This window comes from Pseudomonas sp. NFX71 (assembly GCF_048079215.1).
GTDB classification, from domain to species: Bacteria; Pseudomonadota; Gammaproteobacteria; order Pseudomonadales; family Pseudomonadaceae; genus Aquipseudomonas; species Aquipseudomonas fluorescens_B.
Window position 1 is genome coordinate 2,014,571 of the sequence record NZ_CP182230.1, and the last position, 17,552, is coordinate 2,032,122.

The window sequence follows — 17,552 nt, forward strand, 5'->3', positions numbered from 1 at the left end:
GTCGTCAAGCATGTCCCCACGCCTTATTCCTGCGATGTGTTTGTCGCTGGTTGCACTGTTCAACCTGACGTTTGCTCACGCTGACGAGACAGTCGTGCCCCGTCCTGCGGAGTGGGCTCAACCGGTCGGGGTTCAGTACAACCTTTTCCAGATGTCCCCGACTCTCTACCGCAGCGCATTACCCGATCGCGGAGCCGTTCCCTTGTTGGCAAAACTCAAGGTCGCCACGGTGATCAACTTCCTGCCCGAGTCCGATTCAAGCTGGCTGGCCACACCCGGTATCGAACAGGTGCAACTGCCCTACCGCACCAATCACGTGGATGATGCGCAAGTCCTCACGGCCCTTCGTGCCATTCAGAGCGCCGAAGCCAAAGGCCCGGTGCTGATGCATTGCAAACACGGCTCGGACCGTACTGGCCTGATGGCCGCCATGTACCGGGTGGTCGTGCAGGGATGGAGCAAGGAGGACGCCCTGAGCGAGATGACTCAGGGCGGCTTTGGTGACAGCACACACTTCAGGGACGGTGTTCGTTACATGATGCAGGCCGATGCCGAGAAGCTGCGCACAGCGCTGGCCAACGGGGAGTGCAGCACGAGCCCGTTCGCTGCGTGTTCGATGAAAAACTGGTTCAAGTCCGCCCATGTCGAGTAAACAGCACCTCCCACGGCATTGCGCTGTGGGAGGTGATCACTGGACTCAGTGCTGTTCGTCAGGCTTTTTCTTCAGCTTCGGGTTCGGGAAAAACTGTACGGCCTGAACCTTGGCGTCCGGTACCTTCAGCGCCGAAACATTAACCCGCGTTCCCAATTCCTTGGGGACGGACAGGCCTTGTTCATTCAACGTGTCTGAATACCCGCAGGCCACGCACTCGCGGTGCGGGACGTCGTCTTCGTTCCACATCATCAACTTGTCCGGCTCGCTGCACGCCGGGCAGACCGCCCCGGCGATGAAGCGTTTTTTCGTCTTCACAGGCGCCTCACTCATGCTGCTGCGTCCTCACTCAGGCCGCTGTGGCGCAAGAGTGCGTCAATCGACGGCGCACGGCCACGGAAGTCGACGAACAGCACCATCGGTTCCTGAGAACCGCCGCGGGCCAGGATCGCTTCGCGGAAGGCGCGACCGGTTTCGGCATTGAGCACGCCGTCCTCTTCGAACTTCGAGAACGCGTCGGCGGACAGCACTTCTGCCCATTTGTAGCTGTAGTAACCCGCCGCGTAGCCGCCAGCGAAGATGTGGGCGAAGCTGTTCGGGAAGCGATTGTAAGCCGGCGGGCGCATGACCGAGACCTCGTCGCGCACGCCTTCGAGCACTTGCAGCACGCTGCGGCCATCGCCGTGGGTGGCATGCAGTTCGAAGTCGAACAACGAGAATTCCAGCTGGCGCACCATCATCAGGCCGGACTGGAAGTTCTTCGCCGCGAGCATTTTTTCCAGCAGATCCTGGGGCAGTGGCTCACCGGTTTCGTAATGACCGGAAATCAGCGCCAGGCCTTCCGGCTCCCAGCACCAGTTTTCCATGAACTGACTTGGCAGCTCGACCGCATCCCACGCCACGCCGTTGATGCCGGAGACGCCCGCGTGTTCGACGCGGGTCAACAGGTGATGCAGGCCGTGACCGAATTCGTGGAACAGGGTGGTCACTTCGTCGTGGGTCAGCAACGCAGGCTTGCCGCTGTCGGCCGGTGTGAAGTTGCACACCAGATTGGCCACCGGGTTTTGCAGTGCGCCTTCAGCGGTGCGGCGACGGTCGCGGGCGCCGTCCATCCAGGCGCCGCCGCGCTTGTTGGCGCGGGCGTAAAGGTCGAAGAAGAAGCGGCCGACATGCTGGCCATTTTCCTTGATCTCGAACAGGCGAACGTCCGGGTGCCAGGTGTCGAAGCCTTTTTGCTCGGCGATTTCGATGCCGTACAGACGTTGAACGATGGCGAACAGACCGCTCAACACTTTATCAATCGGGAAGTAGGCGCGCAGGGCTTCCTGGGCAACGCTGTAACGTTGTTCGCGGAGTTTTTCACCGTAGAAACCGCTGTCCCAGCTTTGCAGGTCCGGGCAGCCTTGTTCGGCAGCATAGGCCTTGAGCTGTTCCAGATCCTGGACGGCGAACGGCTTGCTGCGTTTGGCGAGGTCGCGCAGGAAACTCAGCACCTGATCGCTGGATTCGGCCATTTTGGTGGCCAGGCTCAGCTCCGAGAAGCTGGCGAAGCCCAAGAGTTTTGCCAGCTCCTGACGCAGGTCGAGAATTTCTTCCATCACCGGGCCGTTATCGTTCTGACCGGCATTCGGGCCTTGGTCCGACGCACGGGTACAGTAGGCAGCGTAGACTTCTTCGCGCAGGGCTCGGTCGTGTGCGTAGGTCATCACCGCGTAGTAGCTCGGGAATTCCAGGGTGATCAGGAAGCCTTCCAGTCCCTTGGCCTGGGCAGCGGCGGCCATTTGCGCCTTGGCCGAATCGGTCAGGCCGGCGAGGGCCGCTTCGTCGGTAACGTGCTTGGTCCAGGCTTGGGTCGCATCGAGCAGCTGGTTGGAGAAGCGGCTGCCCAACTCTGACAATTTGCTTTGCACTTGGGCGTAACGCTGTTGCTCGGCTTCTGGCAGATCAATACCCGACAGACGGAAGTCACGCAGGGAGTGTTCCAGGATAGTTTTTTGCGCCACGTCGAAACCGGCGGCTTCCGGGCTGCTGGCCAAGGCTTCGAAGGCCTCGAACAATTCGCGGTTCTGGCCCAGCTCGGTAGAGTAGGCACTCAGGGCGGGCAGGCAGGATTCGTAGGCTTCGCGCAATTCGGCGCTGTTGCACACGGCATTCAGGTGGCTGACCGGGCTCCAGGCAGCGCCCAGACGATCGTTGAGTTCGTCCATCGCCAGCACCAGGCCGGCCCAGGTCGGTTGTTTGCCCTGGGTTTTGAGGATCTCGATAATCGCGGCGCGGTTGTCAGCCAGGATCTGTTCAATGGCCGGTTGCACGTGTTCGGCACGGATCGCCGAGAACGGAGGCAGGTCGTAGGACTGCAGAAGAGGGTTGTTCACGCTCACGGTTGGCACCTTGGCTGGAAGAAACATGCCGCCATCTTAATTACAATCGACGCTCACCGCAGCTATCGGCAACAGAGAGAAACCCTATCGTGACCCTTCGCAAGTATCAGAACCACACGCCACTGCTGGGCAAAGGCGCTTTTGTCGACAGTTCGGCGGTGGTGATCGGCGACGTCGAAATCGGCGATGACAGCTCCGTTTGGCCGCTGACGGTGATCCGTGGCGACATGCACCGCATCCGTATTGGCGCACGCACCAGCGTGCAGGACGGCTGCGTGCTGCACATCACCCACGCCGGGCCGTTCAACCCTGATGGCTTTGCGTGTTTGATCGGTGATGACGTGACCATCGCGCACAAAGTCATGCTTCACGGATGCAGCGTGGGCAGTCGTGTGCTGATTGGCATGGGCAGCATCGTCATGGACGGCGCTGTGGTCGACGACGATGTGATCATCGGCGCCGGCAGCCTGGTTCCGCCGGGCAAACGCCTGGCCAGCGGCTTTCTGTATGTCGGCAGCCCGGTGAAACAGATCCGTCCGCTGACTGACAAGGAACGAGCCTTTTTCACCTACAGCGCGGCGAATTACGTGAAGCTCAAGGATCTGCATCTGGCTGAAGGCTACGACCAGATCTGACCTCGACGCCCATATTCAGGATTCAACATGCATTACCAAACCATTTTGTTCGACCTTGATGGCACCCTGACCGATCCGCGCGAGGGCATCACCCGCTCAATCCAGTTTGCCCTGAGCAAGCTGGGAATTGACGAGCCCGACCTGACCCGACTCGAACATTTCATCGGCCCGCCGTTGTTGCAGGCGTTCATGCAGTTCTACGACTTCGACGAACCCAAAGCCTGGGAGGCGGTGAATTTCTATCGCGAGCGCTTCAAGGTTACCGGCCTGTATGAAAACCGCGTATTCGATGGCGTTACGCCGCTGCTGGAAACCCTCGGAGGGCAAGGGCGCCAGCTGTACATCGCGACCTCCAAGCCGTGGGTCTTCGCCCGGGAAATCGCCCGGCACTTCGACTTCGCCAAACACTTCAAAGTCATTTACGGCAGCGAACTGGATGGCACGCGGACCAACAAGGTCGAGCTGATTGCCCACCTGATGGCCGAAGAAAACCTGGACCCGGCGAACACCCTGATGATCGGCGACCGCAAACACGACCTCATCGGCGCGCGCAGCAACAGCCTGGATGCCGCGGCGGTGGGTTATGGTTTTGGCAGCCGGGAAGAGTTGAGCGCAGAAGCGCCGACGTATCACTTTGAAACGCTGGATGAGATGCATCAGGCGTTTTTGCGGCACTGACACTCAAATGTGGCGAGGGTGCTTGCGCCCGTTGGGTCGCGTAGCGGCCCCAGGATCGGCAAGAACGCCACTGCGACGGCTTCGCCGCCGAACGGGAGCAAGCTCCCTCGCCACAGAATTACGTGCCCGTCAGTTTTTTTAGCGCTGTCTTACGCTCACCAACGGGCAATGCACCCAGCTTCTCTACCGCTGCATAAAACTTCACCCAATCCCCATCCACTTGCCTGAACAACGCCGCAAACGCCGGTACCCATTGGTCGTACAAACCAAACGGCAACAACCGGGCGTTGTTCATCGGTGCGTTGATCCAGGCGTCGTAGCGTTTGTCACCCGTCCATTGGCTATCGCGTAACTGCCGGTATTCGGTGCGCAACCGCTCGAACTCGGCTGCTTTGCGTTGACGCATCAGCTCGCTGGCCAGCGGCTGTGCGTATAGCTGTTCAAGCCGCGTACGAGTGTCCAGCACCAACTGAATAAACTGATCCCGCCGCTGCGCCAGGGCGCCATTGTCCGGCGCCAACCCGCGATGGGCACGCCACTGCCGAGTGCCTTCCTGTTCCACGAACGTGGCGAAAGACTCGTTGAACTCGGTGTCGTCCTTCACATAAAAACGCTGATGCGCCAACTCATGGAAGATCAAGGTCGCCAACCGCTCATCGCCCCAACCCATCATCGAACTGATGATGGGATCGTTGAACCAGCCGAGCGTCGAATAGGCCTCGACACCGCCGATCGACACGTCCATACCTTGCAGTCGCAGCAATGCTGCCTCGCCACGGGCCGCGCTCTGGCTGTAATAGCCGCGATAGGCCACGCAACCGGCGATGGGGAAACAATGGTTTTGCGGTGTGAGGGAAAATTCCGGCGTGGCGAACACGTTCCAGACTACGAACGGTCGGCCAATGTCAGCGTACAAGCGGTAGCTCTGGTTATCCGGCAGATGCAGATGCTGGCTGGCGAACGTTCTTGCCTTTTGCGACTGGGCCAGATGCGCACGCAGCTTCTGATCGCGAGCAGGGTCGGCAATCACCTCGGTAACCGGTTCCCGAGCCCGCAGCAATTGCAGCTGACCACTGGCCAATTGGCCGTAATAGCTGAAGCTTGCGCAGCCGTTGAGCAACAAAAACAACACACCCGGAAACAAAACGCGCAAAACGCGATCAAGTAACCCAAGGCTTGGAAGCGGCCTGATCAAAATAAAATCATCCCTGGAGAGTCTGCCCGCAAGACTATCCCGCCTGACTGGAGCTCCGCTATGCGCAAGATGATGCTGACGGGAGGCCTGTTGATGCTGACAGGCTGTGCAGGATTCGGATTACCCCACCCTGATCCCGCTCAAGCGTGGATCGATCTCCATACGCAGCAACAAGACACCGCGCTGCAAGCGCTGGAAGTCGATGACAAGGCCTCCACCGACAAGCGCTATTTCGAGGTGCAGCCCGGCAGCCATGAGTTGACGGTGCGTTATCAATTCCCGGTCGAGCCGAGCAACATCGGGCCTGACGCCGAGCCGCTGTGGCGCGATTGCCAGCTGAATGTGAAATTCAACGGCTTCCATGCGGGTGAGAAATATCAGCTGCAAGCAGGGAATATCGGTTTTCGGCCGTGGGCCAAGCTCTACGACCAACAGCGAAAAGTGATAGGCCAGGGCACACCGGCAGGCTGCCAACGCACTTGATCAGCGCTATGCTGAATGACCAATCCTCTGGACATTCATCATGCGCAGGTTGTTGCTATTGCTCGCGGCAGGCGCCATCGCCGGTTGCCAGAGCCCGTTGCCGGCGGTCAATCCACAGATGGCGTGGGTCGAATTCTCGACGCCATTCCCCAACGATAAGTTGCTGATGGCGGAGCGACTGGACAAGCAGCGATTGCGCGATGGGCGTTTCTTCCAGGTGACGCCCGGCAGCCATGAGCTGGTCGTTCGTTTCGACTTTGAAGTGCCCGGTGGCGGGGGCTTGGGTGTGATGAATGGTCCTTCGGAGCGGTTGTGCTACCTGACCATCCACTACGAGCATTTCGAAGCAGGCCAGCGTTATGTGCTGGAAGGCCGCTCGATAGCGTTCACGCCCGGCGCTCGGTTGTATAACGCCAAGCGCGAAATCGTCGCTGAAGACCGAGAATCCTATTGCCTCATGTGAAGCGTATCAGCGCTCGTTTTTCTGGTAGATGATGGCTTTTCTACCGTAGTCGCACGTGCCGACGACCATCGCGGCGTCATGCTTGTCGGCTTCTTCCTTCGACACGATTTCCAGCGTGTAGGAGGGCACGGCATTCGCCTGAATCTTCACTTCGATCTCATTCTTGAGTTCTTCGCAATCTTTGGGCGCTGCAAACGCTGAGGTCGTAAGCACACCGCAGATAATTGCCAAGACAAAACGTTTCATGGTTGAAGCTCCTTTGAGGCAGCACGCAGGTTGATGCGTTTTCGCTGCTGTCATTTATTCGACCACAGTCACGCCAGCCGGGTTTTGTTTCAGCGCAAAAAAATCGCAGCCTGTGGAAGGCTGCGATCACTTATCGCGACAACGCGGATCTAGCTGACCAGTGTGGCATCCAGACTGATCTTCGCATTCAGCACCTTGGACACCGGGCAGCCTTCTTTGGCTTTATTGCTCAGCTCCTCGAACTGCGCCTGGGTCGCGCCAGGAATTTTCGCCTTGAGGATCAATTTCACCGCCGTGATCGCGAACCCGCCGTCCACTTGGTCCAGCGTGACCTCGGCATTGGTATCGATGCTGTCAGCCTTGAGACCGGCATCGCCGAGAATCATAGAAAATGCCATGGAGAAACAACCGGCGTGGGCCGCGCCGATCAGCTCTTCCGGATTAGTGCCCTTGCCGCCCTCGAAACGAGCCTTGAAGCCGTAGGGCGCTTCTCTGAGAACACCGGTTTCCGTGGAAATCGAGCCGATGCCGGTTTTCAGATCACCTTCCCAATGCGCCGATGCTTTCTTGGTAATAGCCATGTCTGCCTCCTCAGGATCCAGCGCGAAGCGTCGCGCCTTCGTGGTTTTCGGTTGCTAGGGTTCTGAGGATAGACGGTGGTGCAAAGTTCACCTGATCTCATAAATCCTACCGTTTACGTAGGATTTTTTGCCTTGGCTATTGAAACTCGGGTATATGCCCTCATTGCATGAAACACGCTTATGGATTCGGCAGGTTTTCGTTTACAAGAAAAAACCTGCGTCCTCAATTTGGAGAAGCAGGTTTATGAAACGACTGTCCGACATCAAATTCTCGACCCTTGACCTTGTGCCCGTGCGCGAGAATGGCAGCGCAGCCCAGTCCCTGCGTAACTCTCTGGACCTGGCGCAGCACGTCGAAAAATTCGGCTACAACCGTTTCTGGGTCGCCGAGCACCACAACATGGATGGCATCGCCAGTTCGGCGACCTCGGTGCTGCTTGGGTATCTGGCCGGCGGCACGTCCACCATTCGGGTCGGCTCCGGTGGCGTGATGTTGCCCAACCACGCGCCGCTGGTGATTGCCGAGCAGTTCGGCACGCTCGAAAGCCTGTATCCGGGCCGGATCGACCTCGGTCTGGGCCGCGCCCCCGGTTCCGATCAGATGACCGCCCGCGCCTTGCGCCGTGAGCGCTCCGGCAGTGCGGACGATTTCCCTGAAGATGTGGCGGAGCTGGTGCGTTACCTCGGCCCACGCACACCGGATCAACGGATCATTGCTATGCCGGGCACGGGCACCAATGTCCCGGTCTGGTTGCTGGGCTCAAGCTTGTTCAGTGCACAGCTGGCGGGTGAGCGCGGTTTGCCCTACGCCTTCGCTTCCCATTTCGCACCGCGTTTCATGCATGAGGCGATTCGGGTCTATCGCAATCACTTCAAGCCTTCGGCGGTATTGGATAAGCCTTATGTGATGCTGGGTGTTCCGCTGGTAGCGGCTGACACCGACGAGCAGGCCGAATATCTGGCAACGTCGGTCTATCAGCGCATCCTCGCACTGATGCGTGGCCAAAGCCTGGTGCAACGTCCGCCGGTGAAAACCATGGACGGCCTGTGGCTGCCCCATGAGAAAGACGCGGTCCATGATTTCCTGGGGCTGGCGATGGTCGGCAGCCCGCAGAAAATCCGCGCCAAACTGGACGTGTTGATTGAGCAGACCCAGGCGGACGAGCTGATTTTTACCTGCGACCTGTACGAACATGCCGATCGCGTGCATTCCTACGAGCTGCTGGCGCAGGTCATGAAAGGCTGACACGCAAGCAGCGCACAAAAAAGCCGACGCAATCGCGTCGGCTTTTTTCGTTATCGACGGAATCCATCTACCGCTTGTAGACGATTTCCTTGGAACCTTTCTCACAGGTGCCGACGACTTTTCCGTCAGTGGATGTGCCTTTATCAACGATTTCCAGTGAGTAGCCAGAAACGCCTTGGGCATCGAGCTTCGCTGCAATTTCGGCTTTCAGCTCTTCACATGGCTTGCCGTCAGCAAACGCTGTACCCGCGAGGCTCAACAAACCTACCGCCAACATAAACATCTTCATCGGTCGCACTCTCTGGTCGGATCAAAGGGAGCATCCAGCCATCAGCCGGATGCACTCATGTAGCGCTTTGCCATTCCGTATGGCACTCGGCCAGCGCGCAAGTTCAGAAGACTCGCTCAAACTCAGCTGCTGGCAATCCGGAACCCGACTTTGAGCGTTACCTGGAAGTGTGCAGCCTTGCCGTCCTTGATGTGCCCGCGGGTTTCGGTCACTTCAAACCATTCCAGGTGCTTGATGCTCTTGTTGGCTTCGGCCAGTGCGTTGTTGATGGCGTCTTCAATGCTGCTGGTGGATGAGCCGACAAGCTCGACTTTCTTGTAAGTGTGATGGTCAGTCATGGGCGTTCTCCTTGGGGTATGAAATACAGCCTAGCAGTGATTTTTCCTATTACTTCTGTCGGCTACTTCCACGCAGAAGTTCAGATTTACTGCACTTTCTCGAACCCCTGGAGTCCCAACCAACACACGCCAGTCATCACCAATGCAGGAGAGCCACCATGGCCAACACCTCTTTACGTAAAGCCTCATTGCAAAGCATGGAAGCCGAGATCGAGAGTCTGCTGAAGTCTTTGGAAAACCTGAAGGACGACGCCTCGGACGAGTCGCGTAAAACCCTCAAGGCCTTGAAAGCCAACGCCGAGAGCGCCCTGAAGCATTCGCGTCATCTGCTCAGCGATGCGTACGAAGAAGTCAAAGTCAAAACCCGTGAAACCGGGATTGCCACTCGGGACTACGCCCAGGAACATCCTTGGACTACAGCCGGTGTCGCTGTAGGTGCGCTGGGTCTGCTCGCGGCTTACCTGCTGTGCAAACGCGGCGATTAATCTGCTTGGCGCAGTTCGTTTTTGAGCCACTGCGCCAGTTGCCGAGCGCGTCCGTCCGCGGCGCGCTTGGGTAGCCACAACGCCAGTTGCGCCGGGGTTTCACTGAAGCCCCAGGGCGCAACCAGGCGACCGGCCTTCAAGTCTTCGGCCACCAGCGGTTCAGGGGCAATCGCCACGCCCAGCCCGGCCACTGCCGCCTCCAGCAAATAATACAAATGCTCGAAACCCTGCCCGTACTTCAACGCTTTGCCGTCGAGGCCGCTTTGCTGCGCCCAGCTTGGCCATGCCTGCGGGCGTGAAGTGGTGTGCAGCAACGGCTCGCTGAGCAATGCGCTGGCCGGCGCCTGTTGAAGCCGTTCGTAACCGGCGAAGCGTGGGCTCATGACCGGGCCGATGCGTTCGCTGGCCAATTCGTAAACCTGCATGTCCGCAGGCCATGGCGGCTCGGCGAACACCAGCAAAGCGTCCAGCCCCGGACGACGGGGATCGAGATCGCCTTCTCCGGCAGACAGGTGCAGGCGCAAGTCCGGTAGATCAGCATTCAACCGGCCCAACCGCGGGATAAACCAGCGCGCGAGCAGACTTCCCGAACAGCCGAGCACGAACGGGGCGTCGGCGGTGCTTTGGGTCAGTTCAGCGCAGACCGTGCGCAATCGCTCGAAGGCTTCAGCGCTTGCATCGCGTAAGCGCACACCGGCATCTGTGAGTTTAAGGCCGCGACCATCCTTGATGAACAGACTCACGCCGAGATGCGCTTCCAGCACTTTCAATTGTCGGCTGACTGCGCCATGGGTGACGTGCAGTTGCTCGGCAGCCTGACTGACGCTGTTCAGGCGGGCAGTGGCTTCGAATGCGCGAAGCGCGTTCAGCGGGGGAAGATCGTGGCTCATGGGATCTGTGAGTTTTCCTGACAGGTTGCGGCGATCTTATCGGTTTTCAGGCTGAGGCGTCAGGGGTAGAGTTGACTCCATTGTCATCTCACGCATTCAACTGGAGCGACCCATGACCCAGACTAATCTGCGCAACGGCCCCGACGCCAACGGCCTGTTCGGCTCGTTCGGTGGCCGCTACGTCGCCGAAACCCTGATGCCGTTGATCCTCGATCTGGCTCGCGAATATGAGGCGGCCAAGGAAGATCCGGCATTCAAAGAGGAATTGGCCTACTTCCAGCGCGACTACGTCGGACGTCCGAGCCCGCTGTATTACGCCGAACGCCTGACCGAGTTCTGCGGTGGCGCGAAGATTTATCTGAAGCGTGAAGAGCTGAACCACACTGGCGCACACAAGATCAACAACTGCATCGGGCAGATCCTGCTGGCCCGGCGCATGGGCAAGAAACGCATCATCGCCGAAACCGGCGCCGGCATGCACGGCGTGGCGACCGCCACCGTGGCCGCGCGTTTTGGCCTCGACTGCGTGATCTACATGGGCACCACCGACATCGAGCGCCAGCAAGCCAACGTATTCCGCATGAAACTGCTGGGCGCCGAAGTGATTCCGGTGGTCGCCGGCACCGGCACTCTGAAAGACGCGATGAACGAAGCGCTGCGTGACTGGGTGACCAATGTCGACAGCACTTTTTACCTGATCGGCACCGTGGCCGGTCCGCACCCTTACCCAGCCATGGTCCGCGACTTCCAGTCCGTTATCGGCAAGGAAACCCGTGATCAACTGCAAGCCCAGGAAGGCCGTCTGCCGGACAGCCTGGTGGCGTGCATCGGCGGTGGCTCCAACGCCATGGGCCTGTTCCACCCGTTCCTTGATGACAAGAGCGTCGAGATCATCGGTGTCGAAGCGGCCGGTTACGGTATCGAAACCGGCAAGCACGCGGCCAGCCTGAATGGCGGCGTACCGGGCGTACTGCACGGCAACCGTACCTTCCTGCTGCAGGATGACGACGGCCAGATCATCGATGCGCATTCGATCTCCGCCGGCCTCGACTATCCAGGCATCGGCCCGGAACACGCCTGGTTGCATGACATCGGTCGCGTTCAATACACCTCGGTGACCGATCACGAGGCCCTCGACGCATTCCATAAATGCTGCCGTCTTGAAGGGATTATTCCGGCACTGGAAAGCGCCCATGCCTTGGCCGAAGTGTTCAAACGTGCACCGACCCTGCCTAAAGATCACCTGATGGTGGTCAACCTGTCCGGCCGTGGCGATAAAGACATGCAAACCGTGATGCACCACATGGAACAATCAAAGCAGGAGAAACACTGATGAGCCGCCTGCAAACGCGTTTTGCCGAACTCAAGGAACAAAACCGCGCCGCTCTGGTGACCTTCGTCACCGCTGGCGACCCGAGCTATGACACGTCCCTGGCGATCCTCAAAGGCTTGCCCGGTGCTGGCGCCGACGTGATCGAGTTGGGCATGCCCTTCACCGATCCTATGGCCGACGGCCCGGCAATCCAGCTGGCCAACATTCGTGCCCTGGGTGCCAAACAGAACCTGGCGAAAACCCTGCAAATGGTTCGCGAGTTCCGTGAAGGCAACAGTGATACGCCGCTGGTGTTGATGGGTTACTTCAACCCGATCCACATGTACGGCGTGCCACGTTTCATCGCTGACGCCAAAGAGGCCGGCGTGGATGGTCTGATCGTGGTCGACCTGCCGCCCGAGCATAACGGTGAACTGTGCGACCCCGCCCAGGCTGCTGGTCTGGACTTCATTCGTCTGACCACCCCGACAACCGACGATGTACGCCTGCCGACAGTCCTGAACGGCAGTTCCGGTTTCGTCTACTACGTGTCTGTGGCCGGTGTGACCGGTGCCGGCGCGGCGACGCTGGAGCACGTTGAAGAAGCGGTTGCGCGTCTGCGTCGCCACACTGATCTGCCGATCAGCATCGGTTTCGGTATTCGTACACCCGAGCAAGCGGCGTCTATCGCGCGTCTGGCCGACGGTGTCGTGGTGGGTTCGGCGTTGATCGATCACATCGCTAATGCATCGACGCCAGAACAGGCGATTGATGGCGTGTTGAGTCTTTGCTCGGCGCTGGCCGATGGCGTGCGTAAGGCCCGCGTCAGCTGAAGGTAAAGTTCCTGATACAGAGGAATTAGAGCCTCGCGGCACAGACTAAACAGCAAGACCGAGGGCTTCAGGACTACGTTCTGAAGCCCTTTTTGCTGTAGGTGCAGTGAGGAAAGACCTGATGAAAATGCCGAAACGTCTGATTGCCAGCCTGGGCGTACTGATGCTCAGTGCCACCCCTTTGCTGCACGCCAGCGCCGATCAGCGCGACGATCACGACCGCGGCGGCCAGCAACAAGGCCATTACGACAACCACGGCGATGATCATCGCGGCCCGCAGGACAACCATCGCGGCGGCCCTCCGCCACGGGACTTTGGCCCGGTGCGTCAGACGATCCGTGACAATCATGGCTATTTCGTACGCGGCGCGCCGCCGCCTCCCGGCATTCATCTCGTACGTGGTCGGCCTTTGCCGCGCGGTTATTACGGAGAGCGTCTGGATCATCGCGCGTTGAGCCGACTGCCGTATTACCCGGGTTACGAATGGCGGCGCGCGGGTGGCGACATTGTGCTGATCGCGGTGGGTACCGGCATCGTCTATGAAATTCTGGAAGGGGTTTTGTAGTGCTGGAGGGACGCGCTTTTGCGTAATGCCAAAAAAGATCGCAGCCTTCGGCAGCTCCTACACAGGATCGCAATCCCGTGTAGGAGCTGCCGAAGGATGAGATCTTTTGAAGTTCACGGCAACTCCAACCCACCCGATGCTTTATGCAGTTTCCGCAAATGTTCGCCAACCTGTTTCAGGTTGGCTTCGTTGGCGGCCATCTCTGCGGCTCGGCTCGGTTCGAGCAACGCTCTCACTTCTTTGTCCAGATCGCCGGTCAATGCCTGAAGCTGTTTCTGCCGCAGGCTGCTTTCCGACTCCAGGCGTTGCCATTCGCTGGGCTGCGGCAATCCATAACCGCCAGTGCCGAGCAGCTCTGCCGGCCGGCTGAGAAAGCCGCTGTTGGCGAGGATCTGCTGCAACGTCGCGTTGGCTTTGTCCATGCCGCCGTTCTTCAACTCCCTAGCGCCCAGGTAGCGTTGTTTCACTTCGTCCTGAGCCAGCACCAGTTGTTGTCGGAACGCGGCCTGCTCCAGCAACAGCAACGCCGCGCTGGTGCGCAGGTCAGCCTGATCAATCCATTTGCGGCGCTCTTCGGCCTTCAATGCCAGCCAGTCTTCGACCTTGTCCTGTTTGATCGGCAAGTGCTTCTTCAGCACTTCGAACATCGCTTGATAACGATCACGGAAAGAGTCGAAGCGATAACCAAGCCGCAGCGCTTCGCGAGGATCATCCAGCACGCTGGTATCCGCCAGTCCGCGTCCCTTGAGCACTTCCAGCAAGCCGTTGGGCATGATGTTGTCCAGCCCGACCAGCTTTGCGTTGTTGGTGCCGCTGCGTAGCAACTTCAGGCCTTCCACCGCACAGTTGTTGGACAGGAAGAAGTAATTGCCGTCGTAGCTCCAGTGCATCTCGGCGGCGTGTTCCACCACGTCTTCAATCTCGTTGCGCGACAAATTCAGCGGCACCGAGGCGAGGCTGCGCAATTCGGTCTTGGTGTACTCGTCGATCACTTGGGCCAGCGGCAGGACGAACAGGCGCGACGGGTACTTGCCGACCAATCCGTCCCAGCTCGACAGCTGTACGTCACCCACGAAGGCCCGGTAGGACAACACCAGGTGCTGATCCAGATCCAGCCGACAATCCGGCCCGCGTGGCCGGCCCGGTGCGCAGATCACCAGGCGCAACATGCTGTGGCCCCAGCGGCTGACCCAGTTCTGGTTGGCTTCGGCCAGCAGATAGTCCACGGCATACACCCGTTCCGGGTCGACCTGGCCCAGGGGTTGTTTTGCGAAATCGTTGCCGGCGTTGAGGAAGGCGAAGGATTTGCCGCAAGTATCTTTGGCGGCAGGTGCCCAGCCGAAATGTTCTTTGTAGTAGCGGTACAGCGCAGGACGGCGACAAGCGTAGCTCGGGTCGAGGAGGAAGTACTCCATGTTGACCGCGACGAACTCTTTGGGACTGCTCGTTTCGTAAATATCCGGGCTGCGGGCGATCTGTCGATTGTTCTGTTCGCGTTCGCCGCGACGGCCGACGTATTGCGGCCAGCCCGCGAGGTCGAGCAGACGCGGGTCATCGCTAAGGGTAAAGCGTCGGGAAGATTGGCCACGGCATTCATCCGGAATGCCGACCAGTCCGGAACTGTTGTTACGACGGGTGCAGCGTTGGATCAGCGTGCGTTCGGCAGCTGGCCAAAAACGCGAGCGGTCATAGATGTGGGTGAGTTCGTGCAGCACCGTGGCCAGCATTTCGCGGCGGACGGTGCCGTGAGGACGATAAGTCTTTTTGGTTGCAGCGCTGCCATCGGTGAGGCTGGCAAGCAGGTTGCGGTTGAGGTCGAGCTCGGACACCAGCGATGCCTGGCCGTAGGCGTTGCTCGGCATGTCATCGGTCCAGCCGACGTCGATGCGCCGGTCGAGTTGTTCGATGAACCGCGGCGGTAGCGCCTGCATGGCTTCATCAAGCAGCGCCTGGCTGGCCTGTTGTTCCGCAGGGCTCAAACCTTCTGTCTTGAGATGTAATTGCAGGCCGGCCTGGGCCGTATTGCCGAGCAGCAACACGACCCCGGCCAGGAGCCAGGCACTTATCGACCTCACAGTGCGAGGATGGCTTCGGCGAGTACCTGGTCACTGGCGTCCCGGGCTTCCGGTACGCGGGTGCGCAATGTGTTGAAGGCCGCTTCAAGGTGCGCACCACGGATTTCACCCTCACTGGCGACGAAACTGGCCGCATCGTCGTGGGCTTCACGAACGATTTTCGAATCACGGATCGACGTCGTGGTGTCGGACGTGAAATCGAGTGTTCGCTGGGTGGCGTTGATGATGATGTTACTGGTGGCTACCAGGGTGTGCGCCTGGGCCAGATCGGCCAATAACAGCAGGCCAAGGGTGGCGACAATCAGCGGGCTACGCATGGAACGACTCCGGAGGAACAAGGATAACTATTGGACGAGAATAGCCTGTGCCAGTTCAAGATCGCTTGCATGAAGTTTTGGCTGGACCCGACGCAGGTAAACCAACGCGGATTCCAGTTGTGCTCCTCGCAATTGGCCGTCACTGGCAATGAATGACGCGGCGTCATCCCGGGCGGCCAGCAGCAGCTTACGGTCGAAAGGGGCGGAGGTCACCATGCTGGTGGCGTAGCCTGTGGCCACGAGACCCTGTGTCGTCAGGTCAAAGGCATGGGCCGTGCCTGCCCAGCAGGCCGCCATGAAAACCGGTGTAATCAGTAGATGTGTAGGAAAACGCATGGGACTCGACAGTTGAAAGCGAGTCCAAAGGCTAGCGCAACGCCCGGTTTAGAGCCAGCGTCGAAACATTGGGACACGTTGGGCGTGTCCCAAGAGGAAATGACGTTTTAGATCGTCAGAATAGCCTGAGCCAGTTGAGCATCCGTTGCATTCAACCCCGGCGCCTGATGGCGAATGTGGTCGAGTGCGCTTTCCAGTTTCACGCCGCGAATGGCGCCTTCGCTGGCGACAAAACTGGCCGCGTCATCGCGGGCGGCACGGACGATCTTGTCATCCCGAAAGGACGACGTGACATCGGAAGTGGCGTCGGACGTGGCCTTGAGTGCACCGACGACAGCATCGGTGGTGACGATGAAGCTGGTGGCGTGGGAATTGGCAGCCACGGCAAGCAGGGCTGCAGCGCTGAGCAGACGAAGACGGGACATGGTGTAACTCCTTTGGGTGAACCGATTGAGAGGTGGCGCGGTATCTGTTGAGTCAGACGCCTGTCGCGCAGTCATCGCCACGTTCTGGATTGATATTAGGCCTGTAGACAGCGGTTCGCACAGTCCCGTCTGTTCAGGTGAGACTTCAGCGCCAGAACGGTTTATCCAGTTCCCTGACACGATCGGAATGACTGATGCCCAGGTCAGACAGCTGCCTGCCATTGAGTTGCGCCAGTAAACGCCGGGTTCTGGCTCTCTCGATGCTGTCGGCGAGGCTTCTGAACATTCTTCTTGTCCAGGTAAATCGGGGCGTCGATTGCGGGGTGTCGGCGGCAAGTTCCAGTAGATGATTCATGGTGCAGTCCTTTTGCGGGCAGGTCGGGATTTCATGATGATCCCGCCGGATATCCCGGAACAGACACACTCAAGTGAAATTGTACTGGTTCAGTTGTATTGTAGTGTTAACTGTACCTGTTGAAAGGTAAGGTTATTGTTTGGGAGGATTTTCCGGCCCAAAAACGACAAAACCCGTCGCGGTTTCCCACGACGGGTTTTGTTTGTTCAATTCGGGTGCTGGCGGTTGATCTTAAGGATCAGAGCCAGCGACGCTAACTTAGCGCCAGAACGGCTTGCTCAGCTCTTCGTAGCGTTGTGCTTCGCTAATCCCGGCGTCAGCCAGCAGACGCGAATCCAGACGGGCCAGTTGGTGGCGGCTGGAGATGCGGCGCTGCCACAGCATCAGGTTGGCGATAACGCGAAGAGGCATGGAAGCCTGGGTTTTTGCAGCGGTGTCTTCGAAGAACAGATCGGAACTGAGTGTACGTTCCATGGTTTTCATCCTTCCGCTTGTGGCGGGATTAGGTAGTGGTTTAACTGATGCCAATGATCCTCTCGTTTGGCCAGTCTCTCTAGATACAGTTCACCTGTATTGTGAGGGACCAGTTAACTGTTAAAGAGTGGTGTACTGGTCAAAATTGAGGCAACTGTACCTATCTGCACTTATATAGTGCATTTATTGGGATTTTGGTCGGAAAGGTAGGCAATTACGGTAGGAAATGACCGGTACAGCAGTACAGTTTTAAACACTTATCTGCCTGACAGTAGCAAGCTGACGAAACTGTGTTTGC

General features: G+C 58.8%; 24 protein-coding genes. 10 read left to right on the forward strand and 14 right to left on the reverse strand.

Going from position 1 to position 17,552, the window contains the following annotated elements; translation table 11 throughout:
- Positions 1-10: 10 nt before the first annotated feature.
- Complete coding sequence (locus tag ACM1ZW_RS09335) at positions 11-652, forward strand: tyrosine-protein phosphatase (RefSeq protein WP_031319209.1); 642 nt, start codon at positions 11-13, stop codon at positions 650-652.
- A 45-nt stretch (positions 653-697) separates the two neighbouring features.
- On the opposite strand, the gene ACM1ZW_RS09340 is transcribed toward ACM1ZW_RS09335, so the two are convergent.
- Together ACM1ZW_RS09340 and prlC are read right to left on the reverse strand one after the other, a co-directional pair.
- Complete coding sequence (locus ACM1ZW_RS09340) at positions 698-985, reverse strand: YheV family putative zinc ribbon protein (RefSeq protein ID WP_017341786.1); 288 nt, start codon at positions 983-985, stop codon at positions 698-700.
- On the reverse strand, positions 982-3,033 hold the full coding sequence (gene prlC, locus ACM1ZW_RS09345) for an oligopeptidase A (protein WP_414884840.1): 2,052 nt from the start codon (positions 3,031-3,033) through the stop codon (positions 982-984). Before prlC ends, ACM1ZW_RS09340 begins: the two co-directional genes overlap by 4 nt.
- An 89-nt stretch (positions 3,034-3,122) precedes the next feature.
- On the opposite strand from prlC, the gene ACM1ZW_RS09350 reads away from it, so the two are divergent.
- Both ACM1ZW_RS09350 and ACM1ZW_RS09355 read left to right on the forward strand, forming a co-directional pair.
- Entirely contained in the window at positions 3,123-3,668 is a 546-nt protein-coding gene (locus ACM1ZW_RS09350) for a gamma carbonic anhydrase family protein (RefSeq protein ID WP_414880277.1), read from the forward strand.
- Positions 3,669-3,695: 27 nt separating this feature from the next.
- Positions 3,696-4,346, forward strand: a complete 651-nt coding sequence (locus ACM1ZW_RS09355; protein WP_416740440.1) for an HAD family hydrolase — start codon at positions 3,696-3,698, stop codon at positions 4,344-4,346.
- 118 nt (positions 4,347-4,464) lie between these two features.
- Here the strand turns inward: ACM1ZW_RS09355 and ACM1ZW_RS09360 are convergent, their stop codons facing one another.
- Positions 4,465-5,541, reverse strand: coding sequence for an aminopeptidase (locus tag ACM1ZW_RS09360; RefSeq protein WP_414880275.1), 1,077 nt, complete (start codon positions 5,539-5,541; stop codon positions 4,465-4,467).
- Positions 5,542-5,601: 60 nt separating this feature from the next.
- Between ACM1ZW_RS09360 and ACM1ZW_RS09365 the strand changes: the two genes are divergently transcribed.
- Positions 5,602-6,024, forward strand: a complete 423-nt coding sequence (locus tag ACM1ZW_RS09365) for a hypothetical protein (RefSeq protein ID WP_017341791.1) — start codon at positions 5,602-5,604, stop codon at positions 6,022-6,024.
- A gap of 40 nt (positions 6,025-6,064) precedes the next feature.
- Positions 6,065-6,487, forward strand: coding sequence for a hypothetical protein (locus ACM1ZW_RS09370; protein WP_414880274.1), 423 nt, complete (start codon positions 6,065-6,067; stop codon positions 6,485-6,487).
- A 6-nt stretch (positions 6,488-6,493) separates the two neighbouring features.
- Here ACM1ZW_RS09370 and ACM1ZW_RS09375 read toward each other — a convergent pair whose 3' ends face one another.
- Entirely contained in the window at positions 6,494-6,733 is a 240-nt protein-coding gene (locus ACM1ZW_RS09375) for a DUF1161 domain-containing protein (RefSeq protein ID WP_414880273.1), read from the reverse strand.
- A gap of 149 nt (positions 6,734-6,882) precedes the next feature.
- Positions 6,883-7,314, reverse strand: coding sequence for an OsmC family protein (locus tag ACM1ZW_RS09380; RefSeq protein ID WP_008152515.1), 432 nt, complete (start codon positions 7,312-7,314; stop codon positions 6,883-6,885).
- 244 nt (positions 7,315-7,558) lie between these two features.
- Here ACM1ZW_RS09380 and ACM1ZW_RS09385 point away from each other — a divergent pair, with 244 nt between their 5' ends.
- Positions 7,559-8,560 carry an LLM class flavin-dependent oxidoreductase gene (locus ACM1ZW_RS09385; protein ID WP_008027732.1) on the forward strand — a complete coding sequence of 334 codons (1,002 nt, stop codon included), beginning with the start codon at positions 7,559-7,561 and terminating at the stop codon, positions 8,558-8,560.
- Positions 8,561-8,627: 67 nt separating this feature from the next.
- Here ACM1ZW_RS09385 and ACM1ZW_RS09390 read toward each other — a convergent pair whose 3' ends face one another.
- Together ACM1ZW_RS09390 and ACM1ZW_RS09395 are read right to left on the reverse strand one after the other, a co-directional pair.
- The gene (locus tag ACM1ZW_RS09390; RefSeq protein ID WP_017335794.1) at positions 8,628-8,849 is read right to left on the reverse strand and encodes a DUF1161 domain-containing protein; all 222 of its coding nucleotides are present in this window, start codon (positions 8,847-8,849) and stop codon (positions 8,628-8,630) included.
- A 122-nt stretch (positions 8,850-8,971) separates the two neighbouring features.
- Positions 8,972-9,187, reverse strand: a complete 216-nt coding sequence (locus ACM1ZW_RS09395; protein WP_010465710.1) for a dodecin — start codon at positions 9,185-9,187, stop codon at positions 8,972-8,974.
- 158 nt (positions 9,188-9,345) lie between these two features.
- Here ACM1ZW_RS09395 and ACM1ZW_RS09400 point away from each other — a divergent pair, with 158 nt between their 5' ends.
- On the forward strand, positions 9,346-9,672 hold the full coding sequence (locus ACM1ZW_RS09400; RefSeq protein ID WP_008027738.1) for a DUF883 family protein: 327 nt from the start codon (positions 9,346-9,348) through the stop codon (positions 9,670-9,672).
- On the opposite strand, the gene ACM1ZW_RS09405 is transcribed toward ACM1ZW_RS09400, so the two are convergent.
- Positions 9,669-10,562, reverse strand: coding sequence for a LysR family transcriptional regulator (locus ACM1ZW_RS09405; RefSeq protein ID WP_017335795.1), 894 nt, complete (start codon positions 10,560-10,562; stop codon positions 9,669-9,671). The two genes, ACM1ZW_RS09400 and ACM1ZW_RS09405, sit on opposite strands and share 4 nt — an antisense overlap.
- Positions 10,563-10,674: 112 nt before the next feature.
- On the opposite strand from ACM1ZW_RS09405, the gene trpB reads away from it, so the two are divergent.
- The 3 genes from trpB to ACM1ZW_RS09420 all read left to right on the forward strand — a co-directional run bounded on the left by trpB (position 10,675) and on the right by ACM1ZW_RS09420 (position 13,272).
- On the forward strand, positions 10,675-11,895 hold the full coding sequence (gene trpB / locus ACM1ZW_RS09410) for a tryptophan synthase subunit beta (protein ID WP_017335796.1): 1,221 nt from the start codon (positions 10,675-10,677) through the stop codon (positions 11,893-11,895).
- Entirely contained in the window at positions 11,895-12,707 is an 813-nt protein-coding gene (trpA, locus tag ACM1ZW_RS09415; protein WP_414880270.1) for a tryptophan synthase subunit alpha, read from the forward strand. The genes trpB and trpA overlap by 1 nt, the downstream gene beginning before the upstream one ends.
- Before the next feature lie 121 nt (positions 12,708-12,828).
- Positions 12,829-13,272 carry an anti-virulence regulator CigR family protein gene (locus ACM1ZW_RS09420; protein ID WP_017335798.1) on the forward strand — a complete coding sequence of 148 codons (444 nt, stop codon included), beginning with the start codon at positions 12,829-12,831 and terminating at the stop codon, positions 13,270-13,272.
- 113 nt (positions 13,273-13,385) lie between these two features.
- On the opposite strand, the gene ACM1ZW_RS09425 is transcribed toward ACM1ZW_RS09420, so the two are convergent.
- The 6 genes from ACM1ZW_RS09425 to ACM1ZW_RS09450 all read right to left on the reverse strand — a co-directional run bounded on the left by ACM1ZW_RS09425 (position 13,386) and on the right by ACM1ZW_RS09450 (position 17,191).
- Positions 13,386-15,347: a DUF4105 domain-containing protein gene (locus ACM1ZW_RS09425; RefSeq protein ID WP_017335799.1), complete on the reverse strand. Its 1,962-nt coding sequence runs from the start codon at positions 15,345-15,347 to the stop codon at positions 13,386-13,388.
- The gene (locus tag ACM1ZW_RS09430; RefSeq protein WP_017335800.1) at positions 15,344-15,664 is read right to left on the reverse strand and encodes a DUF2388 domain-containing protein; all 321 of its coding nucleotides are present in this window, start codon (positions 15,662-15,664) and stop codon (positions 15,344-15,346) included. Before ACM1ZW_RS09430 ends, ACM1ZW_RS09425 begins: the two co-directional genes overlap by 4 nt.
- A gap of 27 nt (positions 15,665-15,691) precedes the next feature.
- Entirely contained in the window at positions 15,692-16,000 is a 309-nt protein-coding gene (locus ACM1ZW_RS09435) for a DUF2388 domain-containing protein (protein WP_017335801.1), read from the reverse strand.
- 107 nt (positions 16,001-16,107) lie between these two features.
- The gene (locus tag ACM1ZW_RS09440) at positions 16,108-16,425 is read right to left on the reverse strand and encodes a DUF2388 domain-containing protein (protein ID WP_017335802.1); all 318 of its coding nucleotides are present in this window, start codon (positions 16,423-16,425) and stop codon (positions 16,108-16,110) included.
- 145 nt (positions 16,426-16,570) lie between these two features.
- On the reverse strand, positions 16,571-16,780 hold the full coding sequence (locus tag ACM1ZW_RS09445) for a DUF1127 domain-containing protein (RefSeq protein ID WP_017335803.1): 210 nt from the start codon (positions 16,778-16,780) through the stop codon (positions 16,571-16,573).
- A 258-nt stretch (positions 16,781-17,038) separates the two neighbouring features.
- On the reverse strand, positions 17,039-17,191 hold the full coding sequence (locus ACM1ZW_RS09450) for a DUF1127 domain-containing protein (RefSeq protein ID WP_370694728.1): 153 nt from the start codon (positions 17,189-17,191) through the stop codon (positions 17,039-17,041).
- Between the last annotated feature and the right edge of the window lie 361 nt (positions 17,192-17,552).

What these genes read in the sequence shown, in the direction of transcription:
- ACM1ZW_RS09420 (WP_017335798.1), top strand. Translation starts at nt 12,829, where the DNA reads ATGAAAATGCCGAAACGTCTGATTGCCAGCCTGGGCGTACTGATGCTC.
- ACM1ZW_RS09355 (WP_416740440.1), top strand. Translation starts at nt 3,696, where the DNA reads ATGCATTACCAAACCATTTTGTTCGACCTTGATGGCACCCTGACCGAT.
- ACM1ZW_RS09430 (WP_017335800.1), bottom strand. Translation starts at nt 15,664, where the DNA reads ATGCGTAGCCCGCTGATTGTCGCCACCCTTGGCCTGCTGTTATTGGCC.
- ACM1ZW_RS09405 (WP_017335795.1), bottom strand. Translation starts at nt 10,562, where the DNA reads ATGAGCCACGATCTTCCCCCGCTGAACGCGCTTCGCGCATTCGAAGCC.
- trpA (WP_414880270.1), top strand. Translation starts at nt 11,895, where the DNA reads ATGAGCCGCCTGCAAACGCGTTTTGCCGAACTCAAGGAACAAAACCGC.
- ACM1ZW_RS09335 (WP_031319209.1), top strand. Translation starts at nt 11, where the DNA reads ATGTCCCCACGCCTTATTCCTGCGATGTGTTTGTCGCTGGTTGCACTG.
- ACM1ZW_RS09400 (WP_008027738.1), top strand. Translation starts at nt 9,346, where the DNA reads ATGGCCAACACCTCTTTACGTAAAGCCTCATTGCAAAGCATGGAAGCC.
- ACM1ZW_RS09370 (WP_414880274.1), top strand. Translation starts at nt 6,065, where the DNA reads ATGCGCAGGTTGTTGCTATTGCTCGCGGCAGGCGCCATCGCCGGTTGC.
- ACM1ZW_RS09390 (WP_017335794.1), bottom strand. Translation starts at nt 8,849, where the DNA reads ATGAAGATGTTTATGTTGGCGGTAGGTTTGTTGAGCCTCGCGGGTACA.
- ACM1ZW_RS09440 (WP_017335802.1), bottom strand. Translation starts at nt 16,425, where the DNA reads ATGTCCCGTCTTCGTCTGCTCAGCGCTGCAGCCCTGCTTGCCGTGGCT.
- ACM1ZW_RS09340 (WP_017341786.1), bottom strand. Translation starts at nt 985, where the DNA reads ATGAGTGAGGCGCCTGTGAAGACGAAAAAACGCTTCATCGCCGGGGCG.
- ACM1ZW_RS09450 (WP_370694728.1), bottom strand. Translation starts at nt 17,191, where the DNA reads ATGCCTCTTCGCGTTATCGCCAACCTGATGCTGTGGCAGCGCCGCATC.
- ACM1ZW_RS09380 (WP_008152515.1), bottom strand. Translation starts at nt 7,314, where the DNA reads ATGGCTATTACCAAGAAAGCATCGGCGCATTGGGAAGGTGATCTGAAA.
- trpB (WP_017335796.1), top strand. Translation starts at nt 10,675, where the DNA reads ATGACCCAGACTAATCTGCGCAACGGCCCCGACGCCAACGGCCTGTTC.
- ACM1ZW_RS09375 (WP_414880273.1), bottom strand. Translation starts at nt 6,733, where the DNA reads ATGAAACGTTTTGTCTTGGCAATTATCTGCGGTGTGCTTACGACCTCA.
- ACM1ZW_RS09385 (WP_008027732.1), top strand. Translation starts at nt 7,559, where the DNA reads ATGAAACGACTGTCCGACATCAAATTCTCGACCCTTGACCTTGTGCCC.
- ACM1ZW_RS09435 (WP_017335801.1), bottom strand. Translation starts at nt 16,000, where the DNA reads ATGCGTTTTCCTACACATCTACTGATTACACCGGTTTTCATGGCGGCC.
- ACM1ZW_RS09395 (WP_010465710.1), bottom strand. Translation starts at nt 9,187, where the DNA reads ATGACTGACCATCACACTTACAAGAAAGTCGAGCTTGTCGGCTCATCC.
- ACM1ZW_RS09445 (WP_017335803.1), bottom strand. Translation starts at nt 16,780, where the DNA reads ATGAATCATCTACTGGAACTTGCCGCCGACACCCCGCAATCGACGCCC.
- ACM1ZW_RS09365 (WP_017341791.1), top strand. Translation starts at nt 5,602, where the DNA reads ATGCGCAAGATGATGCTGACGGGAGGCCTGTTGATGCTGACAGGCTGT.